The sequence below is a fragment of the Pseudomonas phytophila genome, assembly GCF_025643095.1.
Classification (GTDB): domain Bacteria; phylum Pseudomonadota; class Gammaproteobacteria; order Pseudomonadales; family Pseudomonadaceae; genus Aquipseudomonas; species Aquipseudomonas quasicaspiana.
Map to the genome: position 1 here is coordinate 1,275,600 of NZ_CP081201.1, position 20,477 is coordinate 1,296,076.

Below are 20,477 nucleotides of genomic sequence, written 5' to 3' on the forward strand. Positions count from 1 at the left end.
GCGCTCCTACGGTTGATCGTCTGATGCCGGGGGATCAAGCCGCTTGCTGAAACTGCTGCCGATACTGATTCGGCGACAACTCTGTATGTTGACGAAACAGTCGGGCGAAGAAGCTGGCGTCGTCGTATCCGACTTCATAGCTGATGGTCTTGATGCTTTTGCGCGTGCCAGACAGCAAGCCTTTGGCGGTTTCGATGCGCAGCCTTTGCAGGTAGTGCAGGGGCTTGTCTCCGGTGGCGGTCTGGAAACGGCGCATGAAGTTGCGGATGCTCATGCCGTGATTACGGGCCACATCTTCGAAGCGAAACTTGTCGGCGAAATGCTCTTCCAGCCAGTGCTGGATTTGCAGGATCACGACGTCCTGATGCAGTTTCTGCCCGCCAAAACCCATTCGGCCCGGTGCGTAGTTGCGCTGCACTTCATACAGAATGTCCCGAGCCACGGCTTGCGCGACGTTTGCACCGCAGAAGCGCTCAATCAGATAAATGTACAGGTCACAGGCTGAAGTCGTGCCGCCTGCGCAGTACAGATTGTCCGCGTCTGTCAGATGTTTCTCCTGGTTCAACAAAACATTCGGAAAACGCTCACCGAAGTCGTTGAAAAATCGCCAGTAGGTTGTCGCTTCCTTGCCATCGAGCAGGCCGGATTCTGCCAGCCAGAACACGCCGCTGGCTTCACCGCAGAGCACTGCGCCGTTGGCATGCTGTTCACGTAGCCAGGGAATGACCTGGGGGTATCGCAAGCGAAGGGCGTCGAAGTTGTCCCAGAATGCCGGGATCACGATGACATCGCTTTGATCGAGGTCGCCATCGACGGGGAGTACGACGTCGCTGAAGCTACGCACGGGCTTGCCGTCCGGGCTGACCAGTCGGGTTTCGAACGCAGGGACTCTGCCAAGGCCCAGCTGTTTGCTGTAGCGCAGAGCGGCAAGATGGAAGAAATCCTTGGCTTGCATCAATGTGGAAGCGAACACCCCGTCAATAGCCAGGATGCTGACGCGCCGCAGGGGCGCGGAGGCGTGAGTCGACATATTCTTTTATTCTTATATGGGGAAGTGGTCAGGTTACGGCTGGATCGTCTTATTTTTTTTCGGGTGTGTCCAGCGATGGAATACTGAGCAGGCTATTGGGTGATGTTGATCATGTGGGGGATTCTATGTTGGCCCGAAGTCCCTTAGGACCGGCTTTAGCCGGGAGGGCGGTATTTCTGGCGAAGAAGAATGGGTGGGTGTCCCGACGCCCTCCCGGCTAAAGCCGGTCCTACGGAATAGCGCAATTTCATGTGGGAGCGAGGCTTGGTCTGGGCGGCATTCCGACGATAAGTACGACGCGGTTTAAAGTACATCGCGTCCAGCCTTATAGCGTTCAGGCTCGCTCCCACAGGGCTGCGTTAAAGTCGAGCTGGCAGTTCAGGGCGCAGGATTCGGATGATCCTTGTGAATCGCCTCGATACCCGCCAACACCTCGTCCGACAACTTCAGCCCGAAACTGGCGATGTTGCTGTCCAGTTGCTCAAGGGTGGTCGCGCCAATGATATTGCTGGTCACGAACGGCTGGCGGGTAACGAAGGCCAGCGCCATTTGTGCTGGCTCCAGACCGTGCTCACGGGCCAGCGCCACGTAGCGGCTGCACGCTGCTTCCGATTGCGGATTGAAGTAGCGGGTGAAACGACTGTAGAGGCTCAGGCGACCTTTGGCCGGGCGAGCGCCACCTTCGTATTTGCCTGAAAGCATGCCGAACGCGAGGGGGGAGTAAGCCAGCAGTCCACATTGTTCGCGAATGGCAATTTCGGCCAGGCCCACTTCAAAGCTGCGGTTGAGCAGGTTGTAGGGATTCTGGATTGACACCGTTCGCGGCCAGCCCCGGCTTTCAGCCAACTGCAGGAATTTCATGGTGCCCCATGGCGTTTCGTTGGACAGGCCAATGTGGCGGATCTTGCCCGCTTTGACCTGCTCGTCCAGAGCTTCGAGGGTTTCTTCCAGTGGGGTGAAATCCTCGTCTTTATGGGTGTAACCCAATTTGCCGAAGAAGTTGGTGCTGCGCTCAGGCCAGTGCAGTTGATACAGATCGAGGTAATCGGTCTGCAGGCGCGCCAGGCTGGCATCGAGGGCCGCCACAATATGCTTGCGGTTGTGTTTGAGGTTGCCGTCACGAATATGCTCGATGGCATTACCAGGACCCGCGATCTTGCTGGCCAGAATCCAGTCGGCGCGGTCGCCCTGTTGCTTGAACCAGTTGCCGATGATTGTCTCGGTGGCGGTGTAGGTTTCTGCTTTTGGCGGTACCGGGTACATCTCGGCGGTATCAAGGAAATTGATACCGGCTTCTTTGGCGCGTTCGATCTGCGCAAAGGCTTCAGACTGGCTGTTTTGCTCGCCCCAGGTCATGGTGCCGAGGCAGATTGCGCTGACTTTCAGGTCGGTTCGGCCAAGTTGGCGATAGTCCATTTGCTTCTCCTCAAGTAAGAGAACCATAAAAGCAGGTTGATATTTATTTCGCAATCCGCATAATCCCGCGGCTCTTTGCAGTGGAAGTGATGCTCCATCTGCCGGAGAGACATCTTTGCCGTACCACAGATGCGCCGACCCGAGCCCTCGGCAGCGTCTGTATAACGGCTGCCTTTGACATGCTGCTTGTCAAAGTACGATCTATTCAGTAAGATCCGCCGTCTCAATTTATCAGGGCGGCCCCTGAGGCTAAATAATGAAAACTTATACTGCTAAACCGGAAACAGTTAAGCGCGAATGGTTCGTAGTCGATGCTGCTGGTCAGACCCTCGGTCGTCTGGCTACAGAAATCGCGAGCCGTCTGCGTGGTAAGCACAAAGCGGAATACACCCCGCACGTTGACACTGGTGACTACATCGTTGTTATCAACGCTGAGCAAATCCGTGTTACCGGTGCTAAAACCACCGACAAAATCTACTACTCTCACTCCGGTTTTCCGGGCGGGATCAAGTCGATCAACTTCGAAAAGCTGATCGCCAAAGCTCCTGAGCGTGTGCTCGAGACCGCGGTTAAAGGCATGCTGCCTAAGAACCCGCTGGGTCGCGACATGTACCGTAAGCTGAAAGTCTATGCGGGCACTGCACACCCTCATACTGCTCAGCAGCCCCAAGAACTGAAGTTTTAACGGAATAGTTGATTATGTCGGCGACTCAAAATTACGGCACTGGCCGTCGCAAGACCGCTACCGCACGCGTTTTCCTGCGTCCAGGTACCGGTAACATCTCCATCAACAACCGTTCGCTGGATAATTTCTTCGGCCGTGAAACTGCCCGCATGGTAGTTCGTCAGCCGCTGGAATTGACTGAGACTGTCGAGAAGTTCGACATCTACGTCACCGTGATTGGCGGTGGTGTAAGTGGTCAAGCTGGCGCAATCCGCCACGGTATCACTCGCGCTCTGATGCAGTATGACGAAACCCTGCGCGGCGCTCTGCGCAAAGCTGGCTTCGTTACACGCGACGCCCGTGAAGTTGAACGTAAGAAAGTCGGTCTGCGTAAAGCGCGTAAGCGTCCGCAGTACTCGAAGCGTTAATACGCACTTCGTTCAAGAAGAACGCCCAGCCTCCTCACGGAGCTGGGCGTTTTTTTATGCGCGTCGTATACCTGTGACAACATGACTCATTCAGCGCAGGCCCCGTATTACAAGGCTTTCAGCTTTTCGTGAAAAGTAATTCCCTTGTGGTTTGAAGGGTTTTTATCTACCATCCGGCAAAATTTGGATACATGAATTTTTAAATTAGACGCCTGATCGAACAGGCCACATAGCTGATGGGAGAGGACGGAATGAGCAATGACGGCGTGAATGCAGGCCGGCGTCGCTTCCTCGTGGCGGCCACATCTGTGGTTGGTGCAGCAGGAGCGGTGGGGGCGGCGGTCCCGTTCGTAGGGTCATGGTTTCCCAGTGCCAAGGCGAAAGCCGCAGGCGCACCGGTAAAGGTGAATATCAGCAAGATCGAACCAGGGCAGCAGATGATTGCTGAGTGGCGCGGTCAGCCAGTTTTCATTGTCCGTCGTACCGATGAAATACTGGGCAACCTCGGCAAAATTACGGGCCAGTTGTCGGACCCCGAATCCAGGGACTCGCTCCAGCCCGCTTACGTCGACCCTGTTGTACGATCCATCAAACCTGAAATCCTGCTGTTGATCGGTATTTGCACCCACTTGGGTTGCTCCCCGACTTTCCGTCCTGAAGTAGCGCCAGTCGATCTGGGCAAAGATTGGGTGGGTGGCTATTTCTGCCCTTGTCATGGCTCACATTACGACCTCGCTGGCCGCGTCTATAAATCCCAACCTGCACCTTTGAATCTGCCAGTGCCGCCGCATTCCTATGAGTCGGACAACATTATTGTCATTGGCGTCGATCAGGAGAGCGCGTGATGAGCAAGTTCATGGATTGGATCGATGCTCGCTTCCCCGCCACAAAAATGTGGGAAGACCATCTCAGCAAGTATTACGCCCCCAAAAACTTCAACTTTTTCTACTTCTTCGGTTCACTAGCCCTGCTGGTGTTGGTCAATCAGATCCTGACCGGTGTCTGGCTCACGATGAGCTACACGCCGACGGCTGAAGAGGCGTTTGCGTCTGTCGAGGGCATCATGCGTGATGTGCCTTACGGGTCGATTTTGCGTTTGCTGCATTCCACCGGTGCTTCGGCGTTCTTCATTGTCATTTATATGCACATGTTCCGCGGCCTGCTTTATGGCTCGTATCAAAAGCCTCGTGAGCTGGTGTGGATCTTCGGCATGCTGATTTATCTGGCGCTGATGGCTGAGGCGTTCATGGGGTATTTACTGCCCTGGGGGCAGATGTCGTACTGGGGCGCGCAGGTGATCATCTCGCTGTTTGGCGCCATTCCGGTTATCGGCGATGACCTGACGCAATGGATTCGCGGCGACTACCTGATCTCCGGGATTACCCTGAACCGTTTTTTTGCGCTCCACGTGATTGCGCTGCCGATCGTAGTGCTTGGCCTGGTCGTACTGCATATTCTGGCATTGCATGAAGTGGGTTCGAACAACCCCGATGGCGTCGACATCAAGAAGCACAAAGACGAAAACGGTATTCCTCTGGATGGAATTCCCTTCCACCCGTATTACACCGTGAAAGATATCGTCGGCGTTGTCGTCTTCCTTTTCGTGTTTTGCTTCATTGTGTTTTTCTTCCCTGAAATGGGCGGCTACTTCCTCGAGAAACCCAACTTCGAGATGGCAAACCCCTTCAAGACGCCAGAGCACATTGCACCTGTCTGGTATTTCACGCCGTTCTACGCGATCCTGCGCGCCGTTCCTGACAAGCTGATGGGGGTCATGGCTATGGGAGCTGCAATTGCAGTGCTGTTTGTGCTGCCCTGGCTGGACCGAAGCCCCGTCAAGTCAATGCGCTACAAAGGATGGCTGAGCAAAATCTGGCTACTGGCGTTCTGTGTGTCTTTCGTAATCCTCGGTGTGTTGGGTGTTTTGGCTCCAACGCCAGGACGCACGTTGCTGTCGCAGGTCTGCACCTTACTGTACTTCGCCTACTTCATTCTGATGCCGTTCTATACCCGGCTCGAGAAAACCAAACCGGTTCCGGAAAGGGTGACTGGCTGATGAAAAAGCTATTTGCTGTATTGATGCTTGTTGCTCTGCCAATGTTGTCCGTTGCTGCCGAGCACGGCGGTCCTGAGCTGGAAAGCATCGATATCGATGTCTCGGACAAGGCTGCCATGCAAGATGGGGCGCGCACGTTCGTCAACTATTGCATGGGCTGTCACAGCGCTAAGTTCCAGCGTTACGAGCGCGTTGCCGATGATCTGGGCATCCCTCATGAGTTGATGCTGGAAAAGCTGGTATTCACCGGTGCCAAGATCGGCGATCACATGAATATCGGTATGCAGTCAGCAGACGCGAAAGTCTGGTTTGGCGCTGCTCCGCCGGATCTGACTCTGGTGGCGCGAGTGCGCGGCACGGACTGGTTGTATGGCTACCTGCGCTCTTTCTACGAGGATCCGGCGCGTCCATTCGGGGTGAACAACACAGTCTTTCCTAATGTAGGGATGCCCAACGTGCTGGCTGGCTTGCAAGGTCGTCAGATCATCGGCTGTAAGCAGATTCAGTTGGTCGAGGAGGGCAAGAAGCAGTACGACCCCTTGACGGGCGCGCCACTGACGCACGAGGCGTGCGATCAACTGACGATTGTCCCCAATACGGGCAGCCTGAATGCAGAGCAGTTCGACGAGAAGGTCAAGAATCTGGTGACCTTCCTCGCTTATTCCGCGAACCCGACGAAGCTTCAGCATCAGCGTATCGGGATGTACGTGTTGCTGTACCTGGCTTTCTTCTTCGTCTTCGCTTACCTGCTCAAGCGTGAATACTGGAAGGACATTCACTGACCGTTTGTAACGCCAAGGCAACACTCGCGCTCTCGTGTATCCCATTTAGGCAATAAATGCAGGGCAAATGTGGTTGTGACGGCAAGATTGCAGAATTTACTACGCGTAAATGAGCTATCTTGTCGCCCGCGATGACCACTGCCCTTAATGCGGTTGTTGTCGGAGGCGTCCGAGGGCGCGTCCGTTTTTGTGTATTCGATAAATTTAACAAGCGAGGAGGACCGCCATGGGCGTGACCAATCGGTTGGCCTGTTACTCCGACCCCGCCGACCACTATTCCCACCGCGTGCGCATCGTGCTCGCCGAGAAAGGTGTCAGCGCCGAGATCATTGATGTTGTGACGGGTACCCAACCGCCGAAATTGATCGAGGTGAACCCATACGGCAGCGTACCCACCCTGGTCGATCGTGATCTGGCGCTGTACGAGTCGACTGTGGTGATGGAATATCTGGATGAGCGTTATCCGCACCCGCCGTTGCTGCCGGTTTATCCGGTCGCACGCGCCAATAGCCGCCTGCTGATCCATAGGATTCAGCGCGACTGGTGCGCTCAGGTGGACCTGATTCTGGATCCGCGCAGCAAGGAATCTGCTCGTGCGGTAGCTCGTAAGGAGCTGCGTGAAAGTCTGACCGGCGTCTCGCCATTGTTTGCCGAGAAAGCTTTTTTCCTCAGTGACGAGCAAAGTCTGGTTGACTGCTGTCTATTGCCCATACTCTGGCGTTTGCCTGTTTTGGGTATTGAATTGCCGCGGCCTGCCAAGCCGTTGCTTGATTATATGGAGCGCCAGTTTGCGCGTGAGGCATTCCAGGCAAGTCTGTCTGCTGCCGAACGTGATATGCGCTAAGGCCTAAGGAGCCGTTGATGAACTCCAGTCGCCCTTATCTGATTCGTGCTCTCTATGAGTGGATCGTGGATAACGATTGCACTCCGCATATGCTGGTCAATGCGGAGTATCCATCAGTGCAGGTCCCGCAAGGGTTTGCCAACGATGGGCAGATTGTCCTGAACGTTTCTCCGTCTGCTGTGCGTCATTTGCACATGGACAACGATGCAGTCAGTTTTGAAGGTCGCTTCGGCGGTGTCCCGCATACCCTGTATGTCCCTGTAGGGGCGATTCTGGGCATTTATGCACGGGAGAATGGTCAGGGTATGGTTTTCGAGCTGGAGCCTCCATTCGAGGACGAAGACAGCGTCGATGCGGATGATGATCTTCCACCACCGGATACCGAGCCACCGCGTCCAAGCGGCAGACCGAGTCTGAAAGTGGTCAAGTAATCAGCTTCACATGTAACAAAAAAGGCGACCTCAGGGTCGCCTTTTTCATGTGTGCGAAGTGGAAGTCAGTCGATGTACTCGAACAGCTTCACGATCTTCTGCACGCCAGACACGCTCTGTACCAGGCTGGTCGCGCGGGTGGCCTCCTGTTGCGTCACCAGGCCAAGCAGAAAGACGATGCCGTTCTCGGTCACGACTTTGATGCGCGAGCCCGGGATTGCACTGTCGGTCAGCATCTGGCTTTTGATCTTGGTGGTCAGCCAGGCGTCATTGTTGCGGGCCAGCAACGACGAAGGCGCCATGACCTGCAGCTCGTTGTTGACTTTCTTTACCCGCTGAACACCGCTGGCTTCTTTTTCGGCCAGGGCTTTGAGGTCTTCACGTGGGGTCTGGCCAGCCAATAGCACGATGCCGTTGTAGCTGGTGACGACGATGTGCGAGTTCTGATCCAGATCAGGGCTCGCCTTGGCGATGTTCACCGCTGCCTTGGTTTCAATCAGCGAGTCATCGATTTTGCTGCCGAACGTACGCGTCCCACGATCGTCTTCAATCGGGTTGTCGCGGGTAGCAGTCAGCACCGAGCTGCATCCGCTGATGCCTATGCACAGGGTCAGGGCCAGCAGGCTGAGACGATTAACGGTCATTCTTCACTCCCAAACAGTTGGCTGTCGATCAAATCGCACAAGCAATGAATCGCCAGCAGATGGACTTCTTGAATTCGTGCAGTGACTTTTGCCGGGACGCGGATCTCCACGTCCTCAGGCAAAAGCAGCGAGGCCATGCCGCCGCCGTCGCGACCCGTCAATGCTACGACAATCATTTCACGATCATGTGCGGCCTGGATCGCTTGAATTATGTTCGCCGAGTTGCCGCTGGTGGATATCGCCAGCAATACATCGCCCGGTTGGCCCAGCGCGCGGATCTGCTTGGAGAAGATCTCGTTGTAGCTGTAGTCGTTGGCAATCGACGTGATCGTCGAGCTGTCGGTTGTCAGTGCAATGGCCGGCAGGCTAGGGCGTTCACGTTCGAAGCGGTTGAGTAGCTCGGATGAGAAGTGCTGAGCATCACCCGCCGAACCGCCGTTGCCACAAGCGAGCATTTTGCCCTCGTTGAGCAGCGCATTGACCATGACCTGGCTGGCTTGCTCGATGTGGGGTGCAAGGACTTCCATCGCTTGCTGTTTGGTGTCGATGCTGGCCTGAAAAAGCTGGCGAATTCGGGATTGCATGTCCATCTGGGTGACCTTAATTAGAACGTATTGCGGCTGATCGGCTAGCGCAGAAGGGGAAGCCCTCGGCACAAGGCGTCACGGCCCGCAAAGCGGAAAGCGAAATCTATGTTGGATGGCATATTGCGTGAGTCGGCATTTCAGTTCCGGGGTCTGCCCGCATGGCGTGGACGCCAGGGGTTTCAGCTCTCGAATGCATGCTTGATCCAGTTCAAGGATGGGCCGCCACGCGGATCACCCTCAATGGCTATGACGTCGAAACGACATGCCGCATCTGCCCATTGTGTGTCGCTCTGCAGGAACAATTGTGCCGCCAGAACCAGCTTTTGCTGCTTGCGAAAATCAACGCTTTCCAACGCTCCACCCCATGTCGAATGGCGGCGGTAGCGAACTTCGACGAATACTACTGTATCCCCGTCGAGCATGACCAGATCAAGCTCACCACGTTTGCATAACCAGTTTCGTGCAATGAGCTGCAAACCGTGCCGCTGTAAATGCTGCAGGGCGCGGGTTTCAGCCTCGCGCCCTGCAGTTTGGCGGGTGTTGCCGGGCATTTACTGAGCGGTATCCGGCAGGCGCTGAATCTTGCCGTCAACGAATTCGGCCCATGGCAATTGACGTTCCACGCGGCGAGCCGGGTTGATGCTCAAGCTGCCGGACAGGCCGTCGATGCGGCTTTCAGGCATGGTTTTGAGTTGGCCCAGGCGCGGAGCAAGGCGATAGGCATCGACGCCCATAGCGTAGAGGCGGCCCAGACTGCCTGAAGCTTGAGGCCACTGGGTGACGACCTGCTGACGCAGTGGATCATTGGCGTTGAGCAACCATGGAGTTTCGCAGAAGCGCACGCCATTCAGGTCCATGTATTGCGCGTGATCGTTACTGTTGGTGAACAAGTGCGATGTGGCGTAGACCGGAACATCACCGGCGTACTGGAAGACCATGGTTGGCTTGATCTGCTGCGCCTGTTGTGGGGTCGCAGCCAGGAACATGAAATCAATGTCCTGACGGCGCGTCGGTTGGGCGGCTACTTGGGTCCCTACAGTGCTCTGCAGACGTTGCGCGCGGCCTTCGCTGTTGCGCAGCTGGAACAGGTCAGCAACTTGCTGTGCCAGTGCAACGGGTTGGTCGACGTGTTCAGCCGCAATCAGCGTGCCGCCTTTGGCTTGCCAGCTCTGGCGGAAAGCGTCCAGAACGCGGTCGCCCCATTCACCTTTCGGCACCATCGCCACAGCGCTGCGTTTGCCATCTGCCCAGGCGCGGCGTGCTACTTCACGGGCTTCGTCTTCAGCGGACAGACCGAACTGGAACAGTTGCTGAGGGCCTTCAGGGCCTGCATCACTGTAGTTCAGCGCCAATGTGGTGATAGGCAGTTGCGGGCGGGTGCTCAATTGTTTGACCAGTGGTTTTTCCAGCGGACCGACAACCAGTTGCACGCCTGCTGCTTGAGCCTCGCGATAGAAGTCATCCATAGAGGTCAGGCGCGAACTGTCGAATACCTGAATGGCCGGAGGATTCTGACCGGCCTGTTGCGCCTGATAATGCGCGGCCATGAAGCCTTCACGCAGAGCCTTGGCGACGGCTGCAAGTGGGCCTTCCTGTGGCAGCAACAGGGCGATTTTGGTCAGCGGCTCGCTGGTCAGGGCGCGCAATTGCGCAAGTGTCGCAGGCAGCTGGATAGCAGCGGGGTGCTTTGGATTCTGTGCTTTCCAGGTGTCGATAGCGGCTTGTTGCTGTTCCAGCGTGCCCGCGCCTTTGATGCTGCGCGCAAGGCTTAGCCAGCCGCCCAGATCGTCGGTCGCGTTGCTTTGCAGTTGTTCCGGAGGCAGTGCCCCAACGAGTTTCCAGATAGCGTCGTTGTTGGCGCTCAGGTCGTTGCCTTGCAGCAATGGACCCACGAAGACTCGCTCGCTGATCGCCGGGAGGATCTGGCCATCAGCTTCGAGTGCGCGAGCGCGGACGGTGTGGGTCCGAATCTGCTGTTCAACGGACAGCTCGCTCAGGCGTTGCAGGCTCGGGTGGCTCAGCGCAGTCAGTGCGGCTTTTGGCTGATTGCGACCCATCGCCAGTTCAGCATCCAGAGTCGCGGCAAACACCTGCTGGCCAGGCTTGAGCAACTCAATCTGCACTTGCGTGAGGATTTGCGCAGCGCGTCCGGGATTGTTCTGCCGGTTGGCCAGATCCGCAGCGCTGAGTCGGAGCAGTGAGGCCTGTTCCGGGGTTTTCGCGGCGGCCGCCTGATCGAGTAACTGCTCGATGCTGGCGTCAGGGGTGCGTGGAAGTTCGCCAAGGCTGGACGAAGGCGAGCTGGCGCAAGCCGCCAACAGGGCAGCAAGGCAGAGGGCAGAGAACAGCCGCAGGCAAGCGATCATGTGTATGTTCCTGATACTCGAGCAAATTAGCGGGGAATTGTACCCAAGCACTGGCATGGGTGCGACGTCGTTAGCATTTAAAGCAGTGATATAAGTCGCAGTGCCTGATTACACGAGGTAAAACGGCCTTTACGAAATGTTGCGCTGGCAGATATCGGGCGCCAATCATGACTTTTCCTCCCTTTTTCAGGTCTTCCTTGAGTCTGCGAGTCATTGGTCGCGGTCGTAGTCTGTACAATGATGACCTTCGCCCTGAAGGGTAACAAATCATGAGGTCTGCGCTTTGACTGCTCCAGTTGCTTTGAATTCCGCCGCGGGCTCGCTTTATGTAGTGGCCACGCCAATCGGCAATCTGGATGACATGAGCGTGCGGGCATTGAAGGTCTTGCGCGAGGTGGCGCTGATTGCCGCCGAGGATACGCGCCACTCATCACGATTGATGCAGCATTTCGGCATATCAACGCCATTGGCTGCGTGTCACGAGCATAACGAACGCGAAGAGGGCAGTCGGTTTATTACTCGCCTGCTGGCAGGCGATGATGTTGCGCTGATCTCCGATGCGGGGACGCCACTGATCTCTGATCCTGGGTATCACCTGGTGCGTCAGGCTCGCGCTGCGGGTATTGCAGTCGTCCCGGTGCCAGGTGCCTGCGCGTTGATTGCTGCGCTCTCGGCGGCTGGTCTGCCGTCTGATCGTTTTATTTTCGAGGGTTTCTTGCCTGCCAAGGCTGTAGGCCGTCGCGCTCGCCTGGAGTTGCTTAAAGAAGAGCCACGCACCCTGATCTTCTATGAAGCGCCGCATCGTATTCTTGAATGTCTGCAGGATCTGGAACTGGTCTTCGGTGCGCAGCGACCTGCGTTGCTGGCCCGCGAGCTGACTAAAACCTTCGAAACCCTCAAAGGCTTGCCGCTCGCTGAGCTGCGTGAATTTGTCCAAAGCGACAGCAATCAGCAGCGTGGCGAGTGTGTGGTGTTGGTGGCGGGCTGGACCGAGCCGGAAGATGAAGACGTCATCGGTAGCGAGGCGCGACGGATTCTGGATCTCCTGCTTGCAGAGATGCCGCTCAAGCGTGCCGCAGCCTTGGCAGCGGAAATTACCGGTGTGCGTAAAAATCTGCTTTATCAGGTGGCTCTGGACAAGCAAAAGGGCGAATAAATCCCTGCAACCCGAGTTCGCGACGTATTAAAGCTTGTTCTGAGGTGGCTGTGCCGCTAACCTTGTCGGCGGAGAGTCGATTGGACAGTCGCTGCCTCTTATTGTTCGCAATTAAGGGGGGGAGGAAAGTCCGGGCTCCATAGGGCGGAGTGCCAGGTAACGCCTGGGAGGCGTGAGCCTACGGAAAGTGCCACAGAAAATAACCGCCTAAGCGCTTCGGCGCCGGTAAGGGTGAAAAGGTGCGGTAAGAGCGCACCGCGCGTCTGGCAACAGTTCGTGGTCAAGGTAAACCCCACTCGGAGCAAGACCAAATAGGGTTCCTAGGCGTGGCCCGCGCTGGAACCGGGTAGGTTGCTAAAGACGTCCAGTGATGGCCGTCGTAGAGGAATGACTGTCCTCGACAGAACCCGGCTTACAGATCGACTCTCCACCTTTTTTCTCCCCTCTCGTTTCAGCTGTATTACACCCTCCGTAATACCAAAAAAATCTTAAACCTCACAAATCACTTTAAGTTCGCGCTGCAGCGGTTTGAGCTGTGTCGGAATTTTCCGTAAGACCCCTCCTGAAATTCGCGCTAACCGTCCGATATCGCTCCTAAATCCCAGTTATGTAAGGGTTTTCCTTAAGACCGTGCCTTGACTGTGTGGTGGGCGGGTTCCTATAGTGTGCGCAAGTGGCAGAAAGTGGCGCGAAGTGGGTTTTTTTAACGCAAAAAGCTAGAATTCGGAGAAAGCGCCTGTGTTTCGTGGTGCCAACGCAATCAATCTCGATGCAAAGGGCCGTCTCGCTATGCCGAGCCGGTACCGTGACGAGTTGGATTCGCGTAGCGCCGGGCAATTGATCGTGACCATTGACGCTGTAGACCCTTGCTTATGCCTTTATCCGCTCTCCGAATGGGAGCTGATCGAGTCGAAATTGCGTGAGCTCGCTACTTTCCGCGAAGAAAACCGCCGCCTGCAGCGTTTGCTGATTGGTAATGCGGTTGATCTGGAGCTGGATGGGAGTGGGCGTTTCCTGGTTCCGCCGCGTCTTCGTGAATATGCCAAATTGGATAAGCGCGTGATGTTAGTGGGCCAGCTCAATAAGTTTCAACTGTGGGACGAGGACGCCTGGAACGCTCTTGCTGATGCGGATCTGGCGGCCATTCAACAACCGGGCGCGATGCCTGATGAATTACGTGATCTGATCCTGTGACTATGAATAGCGGCTTTACCCACATCACCGTACTGCTCGACGAAGCCGTAGAGGCTCTCGCGGTGCGTGCTGATGGCTGCTATATGGACGGCACTTTCGGGCGCGGCGGACATAGCCGACTCGTATTGGAGAAGCTTGGCCCTGATGGCCGATTGCTAGGATTCGACAAAGATCCTCAAGCAATTGCCACCGGGCAAGCGCTAGCGGCCGAAGACGGCCGCTTTGTCATTGTGCAGCGCAGCTTCGCTGAACTGGGCTCGGAGGCTCAAGCACGCGGCATTGCGGGCAAGGTCAGTGGGATTCTTCTGGATCTCGGTGTTTCCTCGCCACAGCTTGATGATCCTGAGCGCGGCTTCAGCTTCATGAACGACGGCCCGCTGGATATGCGCATGGACCCGACCCGTGGCGTCAGCGCTGCCGAGTTCATCGCCACTGCACCCGTCGAAGAAATTGCCCGTGTATTCAAGGAATATGGCGAAGAGCGTTTCGCCAAGCGTATGGCTGGTGCTGTCGTTGCACGCCGTGAAGTGCAGCCTTTCGAGCGCACGGCTGATCTGGCTGAAGTACTCAAGGTCGCCAACCCGGCCTGGGAAAAAGGCAAGAATCCGGCGACACGTGCTTTTCAGGGCCTGCGCATTCATGTCAATAACGAGCTGGGCGACCTTGAAGCGGGTCTTGAAGCTGCGCTTGAAGCGCTGGAAGTGGGCGGGCGCCTGGTTGTCATCAGCTTCCACTCCCTTGAAGACCGCATCGTAAAACTGTTCATGCGCAAACTCGTCAAGGGTGAAGCGGACAATATGCCGCGCAACTTGCCGATCCAGTACAAGGCCTTTGAGCCGAAGATCAAACTCATCGGCAAAGCACAATTCGCCTCGGACGAAGAAACCAAAGCCAATCCACGCTCGCGCAGCGCTGTCATGCGTGTCGCGGAGAAGCTCAGGTGAGCCGTCAGTTCCTCAAGCCTTTACCAGGCGGCAGCTTCTTCATGCTGCTGCTGTTTCTCGCCGTCCTCGTTTCGGCGATTGGTGTTTCCTACAGTGCCCACTGGAATCGTCAGTTGCTCAATTCGCTGTACTCAGAGCTGAGCATTCGTGACAAGGCGCAGGCTGAATGGGGCCGTCTGATTCTCGAACAGAGCACCTGGACCGCCCACAGCCGTATCGAAACCCTCGCCACTGAACAACTGAAGATGCGCATCCCTAGCGCAGCGGAAGTGCGGATGGTGGCGCCATGATGAAGCTAGACGGCGCACTTTACCCATGGCGTTTTCGCGTCGTTGTCGGCTTGTTGCTGGCATTGGTCGCAGCTATTTGCTGGCGGATCATCGACCTGCAAGTGGTCGATCACACGTTCCTCAAGGAGCAGGGTGATGCGCGCAGTCTTCGGCATATTCCCATTCCGGCACACCGTGGTCTGATTACTGATCGTAATGGCGAGCCTTTGGCTGTCAGTACGCCGGTGACGACCTTGTGGGCCAACCCGAAAGAAATGCAGCTGGATAAAAGCAAGTGGGCTGTTCTGGCTACCGCGTTGGGGCAGGATCCCAAGGCCCTGGCTGAGCGCCTGGACTCGCAGGCCGGTAAGGAATTCATCTATCTGGTCCGCGGCCTGACGCCTGAGCATGGTCAGGCTGTGCTTGATCTGAAAGTGCCAGGCGTTTACGGCATTGAAGAGTTCCGCCGCTTTTATCCTGCTGGTGACGTGACCGCCCACATGGTTGGCTTCACTGACCTCGACGACCACGGTCGCGAAGGTGTCGAGCTGGCCTATGACGACTGGCTCGCGGGTGTTCCCGGGAAAAGACAGGTCATCAAGGATCGGCGAGGACGACTGATTAAAGACGTTCAGGTCACCAAAAACGCCAAGGCTGGAAAGACCGTGGCGTTGTCCATTGATCTACGCCTGCAATATCTGGCCACTCGCGAACTGCGTAATGCAATCGTCGAGAACGAAGCCAAGGCCGGCAGCATGGTCATCATGGACGTCAAGACCGGCGAAGTTTTGGCCATGGTCAACTTCCCGACTTACAACCCGAACAACCGTCGCACCATGGTTCCGGCAGCCATGCGTAACCGGGCGATCATTGACGTGTTCGAACCTGGTTCGACCATGAAGCCGATCTCCATGACCGCCGCGCTCGACAGTGGTCGCTGGAAACCGACTGACAAGGTTGAGGTTTATCCCGGCACCTTGCAGATTGGTAAATACACGATCCGCGACGTCACCAAGACTGAAGGTCCGGTTCTCGACCTGACCGGCATCCTGATCAACTCCAGTAACGTCGGCATGAGTAAGGTCGCGTTTGACGTCGGTGGCGAAGCGATCTTCCAGGCCATGCAGCGCGTGGGCCTGGGGCAGTACACCGGCCTGGGCTTCCCGGGTGAGCGTGTCGGTAACTTGCCGAATTATCGTGAGTGGCGCAAGGCTGAAACTGCAACGCTATCTTACGGCTACGGTTTGTCCGTCACGGCGCTGCAACTGGTGCACGCCTATGCGGCCATCGCCAACAACGGCCGCATCGTGCCGCTGACCATTTTGAAAAGCGACAAGCCGCCGGTAGCAACCCAGGCTATTCCGGAGCCGACCGCCAAGACCCTGCAAACCATGCTGCAGGCAGTGATTGAAGATTCTCGTGGTGTTTATCGCGCACGTGTCCCTTCGTATCACGTAGCAGGCAAGAGTGGTACGGCACGTAAAACGTCGGTCGGTACCAAGGGCTACGCAGAAAACTCCTATCGCTCGCTGTTCGCGGGGTTCGGTCCGATGAGCAATCCGCGCTACGCCGTGGTTGTCGTCATTGATGAACCAAGCAAGGGCGGCTACTACGGCGGTCTGGTATCGGCGCCTGTGTTCAGCAAGGTCATGTCCGGCACCTTGCGTCTGATGAACGTGACACCTGACAACCTCGCTCCGATTCCCGTAGAGCAGGTCAATGCAGCTCCAGTCGTTAAAGGAGGGCGTGGTTGATGTCGTCCAGCCTGAACAAGATTTTCGCCCACGCTTCCAGCGATCTGATGATTCGCGAGCTGACGCTGGACAGCCGTAAAGTGCGCGGCGGCGATTTGTTTCTCGCCGTCCCCGGTGGCCGCTCTGACGGCCGCGATCATATCGTCGACGCTCTGGCGCATGGGGCCGCAGCAGTGGCCTATGAAGTCGAAGGTGCGAAAGTACTGCCGATCACCGACGTGCCAATGATTCCGGTCAGAGGTCTTGCTGCCCAGTTGTCAGATATTGCCGGGCGTTTTTATGGTGATCCGAGCCGCAGCCTCAACATGGTTGGCGTGACGGGCACCAATGGTAAAACCAGTGTCACCCAACTGGTCGCGCAGGCACTGGATCTTCTGGGTCAGCATTGCGGCATCGTCGGCACGTTGGGTACTGGATTTTACGGTTCACTGCAAAGCGGTCGACACACCACCCCTGACCCTATCGCTGTGCAGGCGACGTTGTCTGACCTGAAGAAGGCCGGTGCACGCGCAATCGCAATCGAAGTTTCGTCTCATGGTCTTGACCAGGGGCGTGCAACCGCTCTGGCTTTTGATGTCGCCGTGTTGACCAACCTGTCCCGTGACCATCTTGACTACCACGGCACGATGGAAGCCTACGGCGCGGCCAAGGCCAAGCTGTTCGCCTGGTCTGATCTGCGTTGCCGCGTGATCAATATCGACGATGAGTTCGGTCGTACGCTGGCGGCTGAAAAGCGCGAGTCCCGGCTCATTACTTATAGCCTGGAAGATTCCAGCGCTCATCTGTATTGCCGTGATGCGAAATTCGATGACGAAGGTGTTCGCGCCACACTGGTCACGCTGCAAGGTCAACACCTGTTGCGCAGCAGTCTGCTGGGCCGGTTCAACCTGAGCAACGTACTCGGCGCAGTAGGCGCCTTGCTCGGCCTGGATTATGCCCTGGACGAAATTCTTAAAGTCCTGCCGAAGCTGGAAGGTCCGGTAGGGCGCATGCAGCGTTTGGGTGGCGGTGAAAAGCCGCTGGTGGTGGTCGACTATGCCCACACCCCTGATGCTCTGGAAAAAGTACTGACCGCTTTGCGCCCGCACGCCAAGGGCCGCTTGCTGTGCCTGTTCGGCTGCGGCGGTGATCGTGACCGCGGCAAGCGTCCGCTGATGGCGGAAGTCGTTGAGCGTCTGGCTGATGGCGTCCTTGTCACTGATGACAATCCTCGTACAGAAGCGTCAGCGCAGATATTCGATGACATTCGTCAAGGTTTCAGCGCTGCGCACAACGTTCGTTTCGTCGAAGGCCGTGGTCAGGCAATTGCCGAAATCATCGCCAGCGCTGAAGCCAGCGACGTGATTGTGCTCGCAGGCAAAGGTCACGAGGACTATCAGGAAATCAACGATCAGCGCCAGCCATTCTCCGATCTGGAAGAGGCTGCCAAGGCGTTGGCCGTATGGGGGGTGACGAATGCTTAGGCCGTTATCTCTCAGTGAATTGACCACAGTGCTCGATGCGCGTCTCGTGGGCGATGATCGTACTTTTGATGGCGTGAGCATCGACAGCCGCGCTATCAAGCCGGGTCAACTGTTCGTGGCACTGACGGGGCCGCGTTTTGACGGTCATGATTACCTGGAACAAGTCGCCGCCAAAGGCGCGGTAGGTGCATTGGTCGAGCGTGAAATCCCGGATGCCGCATTGCCGCAACTGGTGGTGCTCGATACCCGCAAGGCGCTCGCCCAACTGGGTGCGCTCAATCGCAATGCGTTTGTCGACAGACCCGTTGCAGCGATTACAGGCTCCAGCGGCAAAACCACGGTTAAAGAAATGCTCGCCAGCGTGATGCGCACTCGCGGGCCGGTTCTGGCTACCCGTGGCAACCTGAACAACGAGCTTGGCGTTCCGTTGACCCTCCTTGAACTGGCGCCTGAGTACTCGGCTGCCGTCATCGAAATGGGCGCCTCTCGTGTGGGCGAAATCGCGTTCACTGTCAGTCTGACCAAGCCTCACGTCGCGCTGATTACTAATGCGGGCACGGCTCACGTTGGCGAGTTTGGCGGGCCAGACAAAATTGTCGAAGCCAAAGGCGAAATTCTCGAAGGACTCGATAGCTTTGGCGTCGCTGTTCTTAATAAAGAAGACAAGGCTTTCCCGATCTGGGCAGCCCGCGCAGGTGATCGCCGCATCGTGAGCTTCGCGATCGCTGATCAAAGCGCCGATTTCCATGCTCAGGAACTGAGCCTTGATGCTCGGGGTTGCCCTGGCTTCATGCTGAATAGCCCACTGGGCTCGGCAGCGGTGCAGCTCAATCTGCTGGGTACGCACAATGTGGCCAATGCGTTGGCCGCGGCGGCTGCAGGTCACGCCATGGGCGTCGATCTGAACGGCATCGTCGCCGGGCTCAATGCTGTGCAGCCAGTCAAAGGTCGCACTGTTGCGCAGCTCGGTCTTAATGGCGTGCGCGTTATCGATGACACCTACAACGCGAATCCGAGCTCCATCAATGCTGCCGTAGATATTCTCACCGGTTTTTCCGGCCGTACCGTGTTGGTCCTCGGTGATATCGGCGAGCTGGGCGACTGGGCCGAACAAGGTCATCGCGACGTCGGTGCCTATGCCTCTGGCAAGGTCTCCGCGCTGTATGCCGTTGGTCCGTTGATGGCCCACGCGGTCAGTGCCTTCGGTGAGCATGCGCGCCATTTTGCCAATCAGACTGACCTGATCGCTGCGCTGGGCGCCGAACAGGATCCTCAAACCACTATTTTGATCAAGGGCTCGCGGAGCGCTGCGATGGAAAACGTCGTTGCCGCCCTCTGCGGTTCTAGCCTGGAGACACATTAATGCTGCTGCTGCTGGCCGAGTTTCTGCAACAGTTCCACAAAGGCTTCGCGGTCTTCCAATACCTGACCCTGCGCGGGATTCTCGGCGTGCTCACTGCATTGTCGCTCTCGCTGTGCCTGGGTCCCTGGATGATCCGTGCATTGCAGATGCGCCAGATTGGCCAGTCCGTTCGTAATGACGGGCCACAGTCTCACCTGTCCAAATCCGGTACGCCGACCATGGGCGGGGCGTTGATTCTGTCTTCCATCGGTATCAGCACCTTGCTCTGGGCTGACCTGAGCAACCGCTATGTCTGGGTGGTGCTGCTGGTGACATTGCTATTCGGCGGCATTGGCTGGGTGGACGATTACCGCAAGGTCATTGAAAAGAACTCTAAAGGCCTGCCGAGCCGCTGGAAGTATTTCTGGCAGTCGGTATTTGGCTTGTGCGCGGCGATCTTCCTGTACGTAACCGCGCCTTCCGCTGTGGAAACCACGCTGATTATTCCGATGTTCAAAGACGCCAGTATTGCGTTGGGCATCGGCTTTATCGTGCTGACCTACTTCGTGATCGTGGGCTCCAGTAACGCGGTCAACCTGACCGACGGCCTGGACGGTCTGGCGATTCTGCCAACGGTTCTGGTGGGTGGCGCGCTGGGCATCTTCTGCTACCTGTCAGGTAACGTGAAATTCGCTGAATACCTGCTGATCCCCTATGTACCGGGCGCGGGTGAACTGATTGTGTTCTGTGGGGCATTGATCGGTGCCGGGCTTGGCTTCCTGTGGTTCAACACCTACCCGGCTCAGGTCTTCATGGGCGATGTGGGCGCGCTGGCACTCGGTGCAGCGCTGGGCACCATTGCCGTCATCGTTCGTCAGGAAATCGTCCTGTTCATCATGGGCGGCGTGTTCGTGATGGAAACCCTGTCAGTCGTCATTCAGGTTGCATCCTTTAAATTGACCGGCCGCCGCGTTTTCCGCATGGCTCCGATCCACCACCACTTTGAACTCAAAGGCTGGCCCGAGCCGCGTGTGATCGTCCGCTTCTGGATCATTACCGTGATTCTCGTGTTGATCGGCCTTGCCACGCTGAAACTGAGGTAGAACG

21 protein-coding genes and 1 other RNA gene are annotated in these 20,477 nt (G+C 56.8%); 16 read left to right on the plus strand and 6 right to left on the minus strand.

Annotated elements, in window-relative coordinates; genetic code table 11:
- Positions 1 to 34: 34 nt before the first annotated feature.
- Together K3169_RS05565 and K3169_RS05570 are read right to left on the minus strand one after the other, a co-directional pair.
- Positions 35 to 955, minus strand: coding sequence for a GlxA family transcriptional regulator (locus tag K3169_RS05565; RefSeq protein ID WP_176560700.1), 921 nt, complete (start codon positions 953 to 955; stop codon positions 35 to 37).
- A gap of 453 nt (positions 956 to 1,408) precedes the next feature.
- Complete coding sequence (locus tag K3169_RS05570) at positions 1,409 to 2,446, minus strand: NADP(H)-dependent aldo-keto reductase (RefSeq protein ID WP_122394955.1); 1,038 nt, start codon at positions 2,444 to 2,446, stop codon at positions 1,409 to 1,411.
- Positions 2,447 to 2,702: 256 nt separating this feature from the next.
- On the opposite strand from K3169_RS05570, the gene rplM reads away from it, so the two are divergent.
- From rplM to K3169_RS05605, 7 genes are all read left to right on the plus strand, one after another.
- The gene (rplM, locus tag K3169_RS05575) at positions 2,703 to 3,131 is read left to right on the plus strand and encodes a 50S ribosomal protein L13 (RefSeq protein ID WP_027900224.1); all 429 of its coding nucleotides are present in this window, start codon (positions 2,703 to 2,705) and stop codon (positions 3,129 to 3,131) included.
- A gap of 14 nt (positions 3,132 to 3,145) precedes the next feature.
- Positions 3,146 to 3,538, plus strand: coding sequence for a 30S ribosomal protein S9 (gene rpsI / locus K3169_RS05580; protein WP_002555064.1), 393 nt, complete (start codon positions 3,146 to 3,148; stop codon positions 3,536 to 3,538).
- Positions 3,539 to 3,789: 251 nt separating this feature from the next.
- Positions 3,790 to 4,383 (plus strand): ubiquinol-cytochrome c reductase iron-sulfur subunit, encoded by a 594-nt coding sequence (petA, locus tag K3169_RS05585; protein WP_099270946.1) that lies wholly within the window; start codon positions 3,790 to 3,792, stop codon positions 4,381 to 4,383.
- Positions 4,383 to 5,594 (plus strand): cytochrome b, encoded by a 1,212-nt coding sequence (locus K3169_RS05590; protein WP_122394956.1) that lies wholly within the window; start codon positions 4,383 to 4,385, stop codon positions 5,592 to 5,594. Before petA ends, K3169_RS05590 begins: the two co-directional genes overlap by 1 nt.
- Entirely contained in the window at positions 5,594 to 6,376 is a 783-nt protein-coding gene (locus K3169_RS05595) for a cytochrome c1 (RefSeq protein ID WP_027900227.1), read from the plus strand. Before K3169_RS05590 ends, K3169_RS05595 begins: the two co-directional genes overlap by 1 nt.
- 226 nt (positions 6,377 to 6,602) lie before the next feature.
- Positions 6,603 to 7,220, plus strand: coding sequence for a glutathione S-transferase N-terminal domain-containing protein (locus K3169_RS05600; RefSeq protein WP_027900228.1), 618 nt, complete (start codon positions 6,603 to 6,605; stop codon positions 7,218 to 7,220).
- Positions 7,221 to 7,237: 17 nt separating this feature from the next.
- The gene (locus tag K3169_RS05605) at positions 7,238 to 7,651 is read left to right on the plus strand and encodes a ClpXP protease specificity-enhancing factor (protein WP_027900229.1); all 414 of its coding nucleotides are present in this window, start codon (positions 7,238 to 7,240) and stop codon (positions 7,649 to 7,651) included.
- Between the two features lie 65 nt (positions 7,652 to 7,716).
- Here K3169_RS05605 and K3169_RS05610 read toward each other — a convergent pair whose 3' ends face one another.
- The 4 genes from K3169_RS05610 to K3169_RS05625 all read right to left on the minus strand — a co-directional run bounded on the left by K3169_RS05610 (position 7,717) and on the right by K3169_RS05625 (position 11,248).
- Complete coding sequence (locus K3169_RS05610) at positions 7,717 to 8,295, minus strand: BON domain-containing protein (RefSeq protein ID WP_099270943.1); 579 nt, start codon at positions 8,293 to 8,295, stop codon at positions 7,717 to 7,719.
- Positions 8,292 to 8,885: a phosphoheptose isomerase gene (locus K3169_RS05615; RefSeq protein WP_027900231.1), complete on the minus strand. Its 594-nt coding sequence runs from the start codon at positions 8,883 to 8,885 to the stop codon at positions 8,292 to 8,294. The genes K3169_RS05610 and K3169_RS05615 overlap by 4 nt, the downstream gene beginning before the upstream one ends.
- Before the next feature lie 176 nt (positions 8,886 to 9,061).
- The gene (locus tag K3169_RS05620) at positions 9,062 to 9,433 is read right to left on the minus strand and encodes a YraN family protein (protein ID WP_263270535.1); all 372 of its coding nucleotides are present in this window, start codon (positions 9,431 to 9,433) and stop codon (positions 9,062 to 9,064) included.
- A complete protein-coding gene (locus tag K3169_RS05625; RefSeq protein WP_231675199.1) occupies positions 9,434 to 11,248 on the minus strand; it encodes a penicillin-binding protein activator in 1,815 nt (604 codons plus the stop codon).
- A 283-nt stretch (positions 11,249 to 11,531) separates the two neighbouring features.
- Here K3169_RS05625 and rsmI point away from each other — a divergent pair, with 283 nt between their 5' ends.
- The 9 genes from rsmI (at position 11,532) to mraY (ending at position 20,473) form a co-directional block, all read left to right on the plus strand.
- Positions 11,532 to 12,404: a 16S rRNA (cytidine(1402)-2'-O)-methyltransferase gene (gene rsmI, locus K3169_RS05630; protein WP_263270537.1), complete on the plus strand. Its 873-nt coding sequence runs from the start codon at positions 11,532 to 11,534 to the stop codon at positions 12,402 to 12,404.
- A gap of 72 nt (positions 12,405 to 12,476) precedes the next feature.
- Positions 12,477 to 12,835: RNase P RNA component class A (rnpB, locus tag K3169_RS05635), an RNA gene on the plus strand.
- 307 nt (positions 12,836 to 13,142) lie between these two features.
- Positions 13,143 to 13,598, plus strand: a complete 456-nt coding sequence (gene mraZ / locus K3169_RS05640; RefSeq protein ID WP_263270539.1) for a division/cell wall cluster transcriptional repressor MraZ — start codon at positions 13,143 to 13,145, stop codon at positions 13,596 to 13,598.
- 2 nt (positions 13,599 to 13,600) lie between these two features.
- A complete protein-coding gene (gene rsmH / locus K3169_RS05645; protein ID WP_080238117.1) occupies positions 13,601 to 14,542 on the plus strand; it encodes a 16S rRNA (cytosine(1402)-N(4))-methyltransferase RsmH in 942 nt (313 codons plus the stop codon).
- Complete coding sequence (ftsL, locus tag K3169_RS05650) at positions 14,539 to 14,832, plus strand: cell division protein FtsL (protein WP_027900236.1); 294 nt, start codon at positions 14,539 to 14,541, stop codon at positions 14,830 to 14,832. Before rsmH ends, ftsL begins: the two co-directional genes overlap by 4 nt.
- Complete coding sequence (locus tag K3169_RS05655) at positions 14,829 to 16,565, plus strand: peptidoglycan D,D-transpeptidase FtsI family protein (protein WP_027900237.1); 1,737 nt, start codon at positions 14,829 to 14,831, stop codon at positions 16,563 to 16,565. Before ftsL ends, K3169_RS05655 begins: the two co-directional genes overlap by 4 nt.
- Positions 16,565 to 18,028 (plus strand): UDP-N-acetylmuramoyl-L-alanyl-D-glutamate--2,6-diaminopimelate ligase, encoded by a 1,464-nt coding sequence (locus K3169_RS05660; RefSeq protein WP_263270542.1) that lies wholly within the window; start codon positions 16,565 to 16,567, stop codon positions 18,026 to 18,028. The genes K3169_RS05655 and K3169_RS05660 overlap by 1 nt, the downstream gene beginning before the upstream one ends.
- Positions 18,021 to 19,391: a UDP-N-acetylmuramoyl-tripeptide--D-alanyl-D-alanine ligase gene (locus K3169_RS05665; protein ID WP_231671662.1), complete on the plus strand. Its 1,371-nt coding sequence runs from the start codon at positions 18,021 to 18,023 to the stop codon at positions 19,389 to 19,391. The genes K3169_RS05660 and K3169_RS05665 overlap by 8 nt, the downstream gene beginning before the upstream one ends.
- Entirely contained in the window at positions 19,391 to 20,473 is a 1,083-nt protein-coding gene (gene mraY, locus K3169_RS05670; protein ID WP_027900240.1) for a phospho-N-acetylmuramoyl-pentapeptide-transferase, read from the plus strand. Before K3169_RS05665 ends, mraY begins: the two co-directional genes overlap by 1 nt.
- The last annotated feature ends 4 nt before the right edge of the window (positions 20,474 to 20,477 follow it).

Bases quoted from the DNA above. Each gene is read 5' to 3' on its own strand.
- K3169_RS05565 (WP_176560700.1), bottom strand. From the start codon at position 955: ATGCAAGCCAAGGATTTCTTCCATCTTGCCGCTCTGCGCTACAGCAAA.
- K3169_RS05570 (WP_122394955.1), bottom strand. From the start codon at position 2,446: ATGGACTATCGCCAACTTGGCCGAACCGACCTGAAAGTCAGCGCAATC.
- rplM (WP_027900224.1), top strand. From the start codon at position 2,703: ATGAAAACTTATACTGCTAAACCGGAAACAGTTAAGCGCGAATGGTTC.
- rpsI (WP_002555064.1), top strand. From the start codon at position 3,146: ATGTCGGCGACTCAAAATTACGGCACTGGCCGTCGCAAGACCGCTACC.
- petA (WP_099270946.1), top strand. From the start codon at position 3,790: ATGAGCAATGACGGCGTGAATGCAGGCCGGCGTCGCTTCCTCGTGGCG.
- K3169_RS05590 (WP_122394956.1), top strand. From the start codon at position 4,383: ATGAGCAAGTTCATGGATTGGATCGATGCTCGCTTCCCCGCCACAAAA.
- K3169_RS05595 (WP_027900227.1), top strand. From the start codon at position 5,594: ATGAAAAAGCTATTTGCTGTATTGATGCTTGTTGCTCTGCCAATGTTG.
- K3169_RS05600 (WP_027900228.1), top strand. From the start codon at position 6,603: ATGGGCGTGACCAATCGGTTGGCCTGTTACTCCGACCCCGCCGACCAC.
- K3169_RS05605 (WP_027900229.1), top strand. From the start codon at position 7,238: ATGAACTCCAGTCGCCCTTATCTGATTCGTGCTCTCTATGAGTGGATC.
- K3169_RS05610 (WP_099270943.1), bottom strand. From the start codon at position 8,295: ATGACCGTTAATCGTCTCAGCCTGCTGGCCCTGACCCTGTGCATAGGC.
- K3169_RS05615 (WP_027900231.1), bottom strand. From the start codon at position 8,885: ATGGACATGCAATCCCGAATTCGCCAGCTTTTTCAGGCCAGCATCGAC.
- K3169_RS05620 (WP_263270535.1), bottom strand. From the start codon at position 9,433: ATGCCCGGCAACACCCGCCAAACTGCAGGGCGCGAGGCTGAAACCCGC.
- K3169_RS05625 (WP_231675199.1), bottom strand. From the start codon at position 11,248: ATGATCGCTTGCCTGCGGCTGTTCTCTGCCCTCTGCCTTGCTGCCCTG.
- rsmH (WP_080238117.1), top strand. From the start codon at position 13,601: ATGAATAGCGGCTTTACCCACATCACCGTACTGCTCGACGAAGCCGTA.
- K3169_RS05655 (WP_027900237.1), top strand. From the start codon at position 14,829: ATGATGAAGCTAGACGGCGCACTTTACCCATGGCGTTTTCGCGTCGTT.
- K3169_RS05660 (WP_263270542.1), top strand. From the start codon at position 16,565: ATGTCGTCCAGCCTGAACAAGATTTTCGCCCACGCTTCCAGCGATCTG.
- K3169_RS05665 (WP_231671662.1), top strand. From the start codon at position 18,021: ATGCTTAGGCCGTTATCTCTCAGTGAATTGACCACAGTGCTCGATGCG.
- mraY (WP_027900240.1), top strand. From the start codon at position 19,391: ATGCTGCTGCTGCTGGCCGAGTTTCTGCAACAGTTCCACAAAGGCTTC.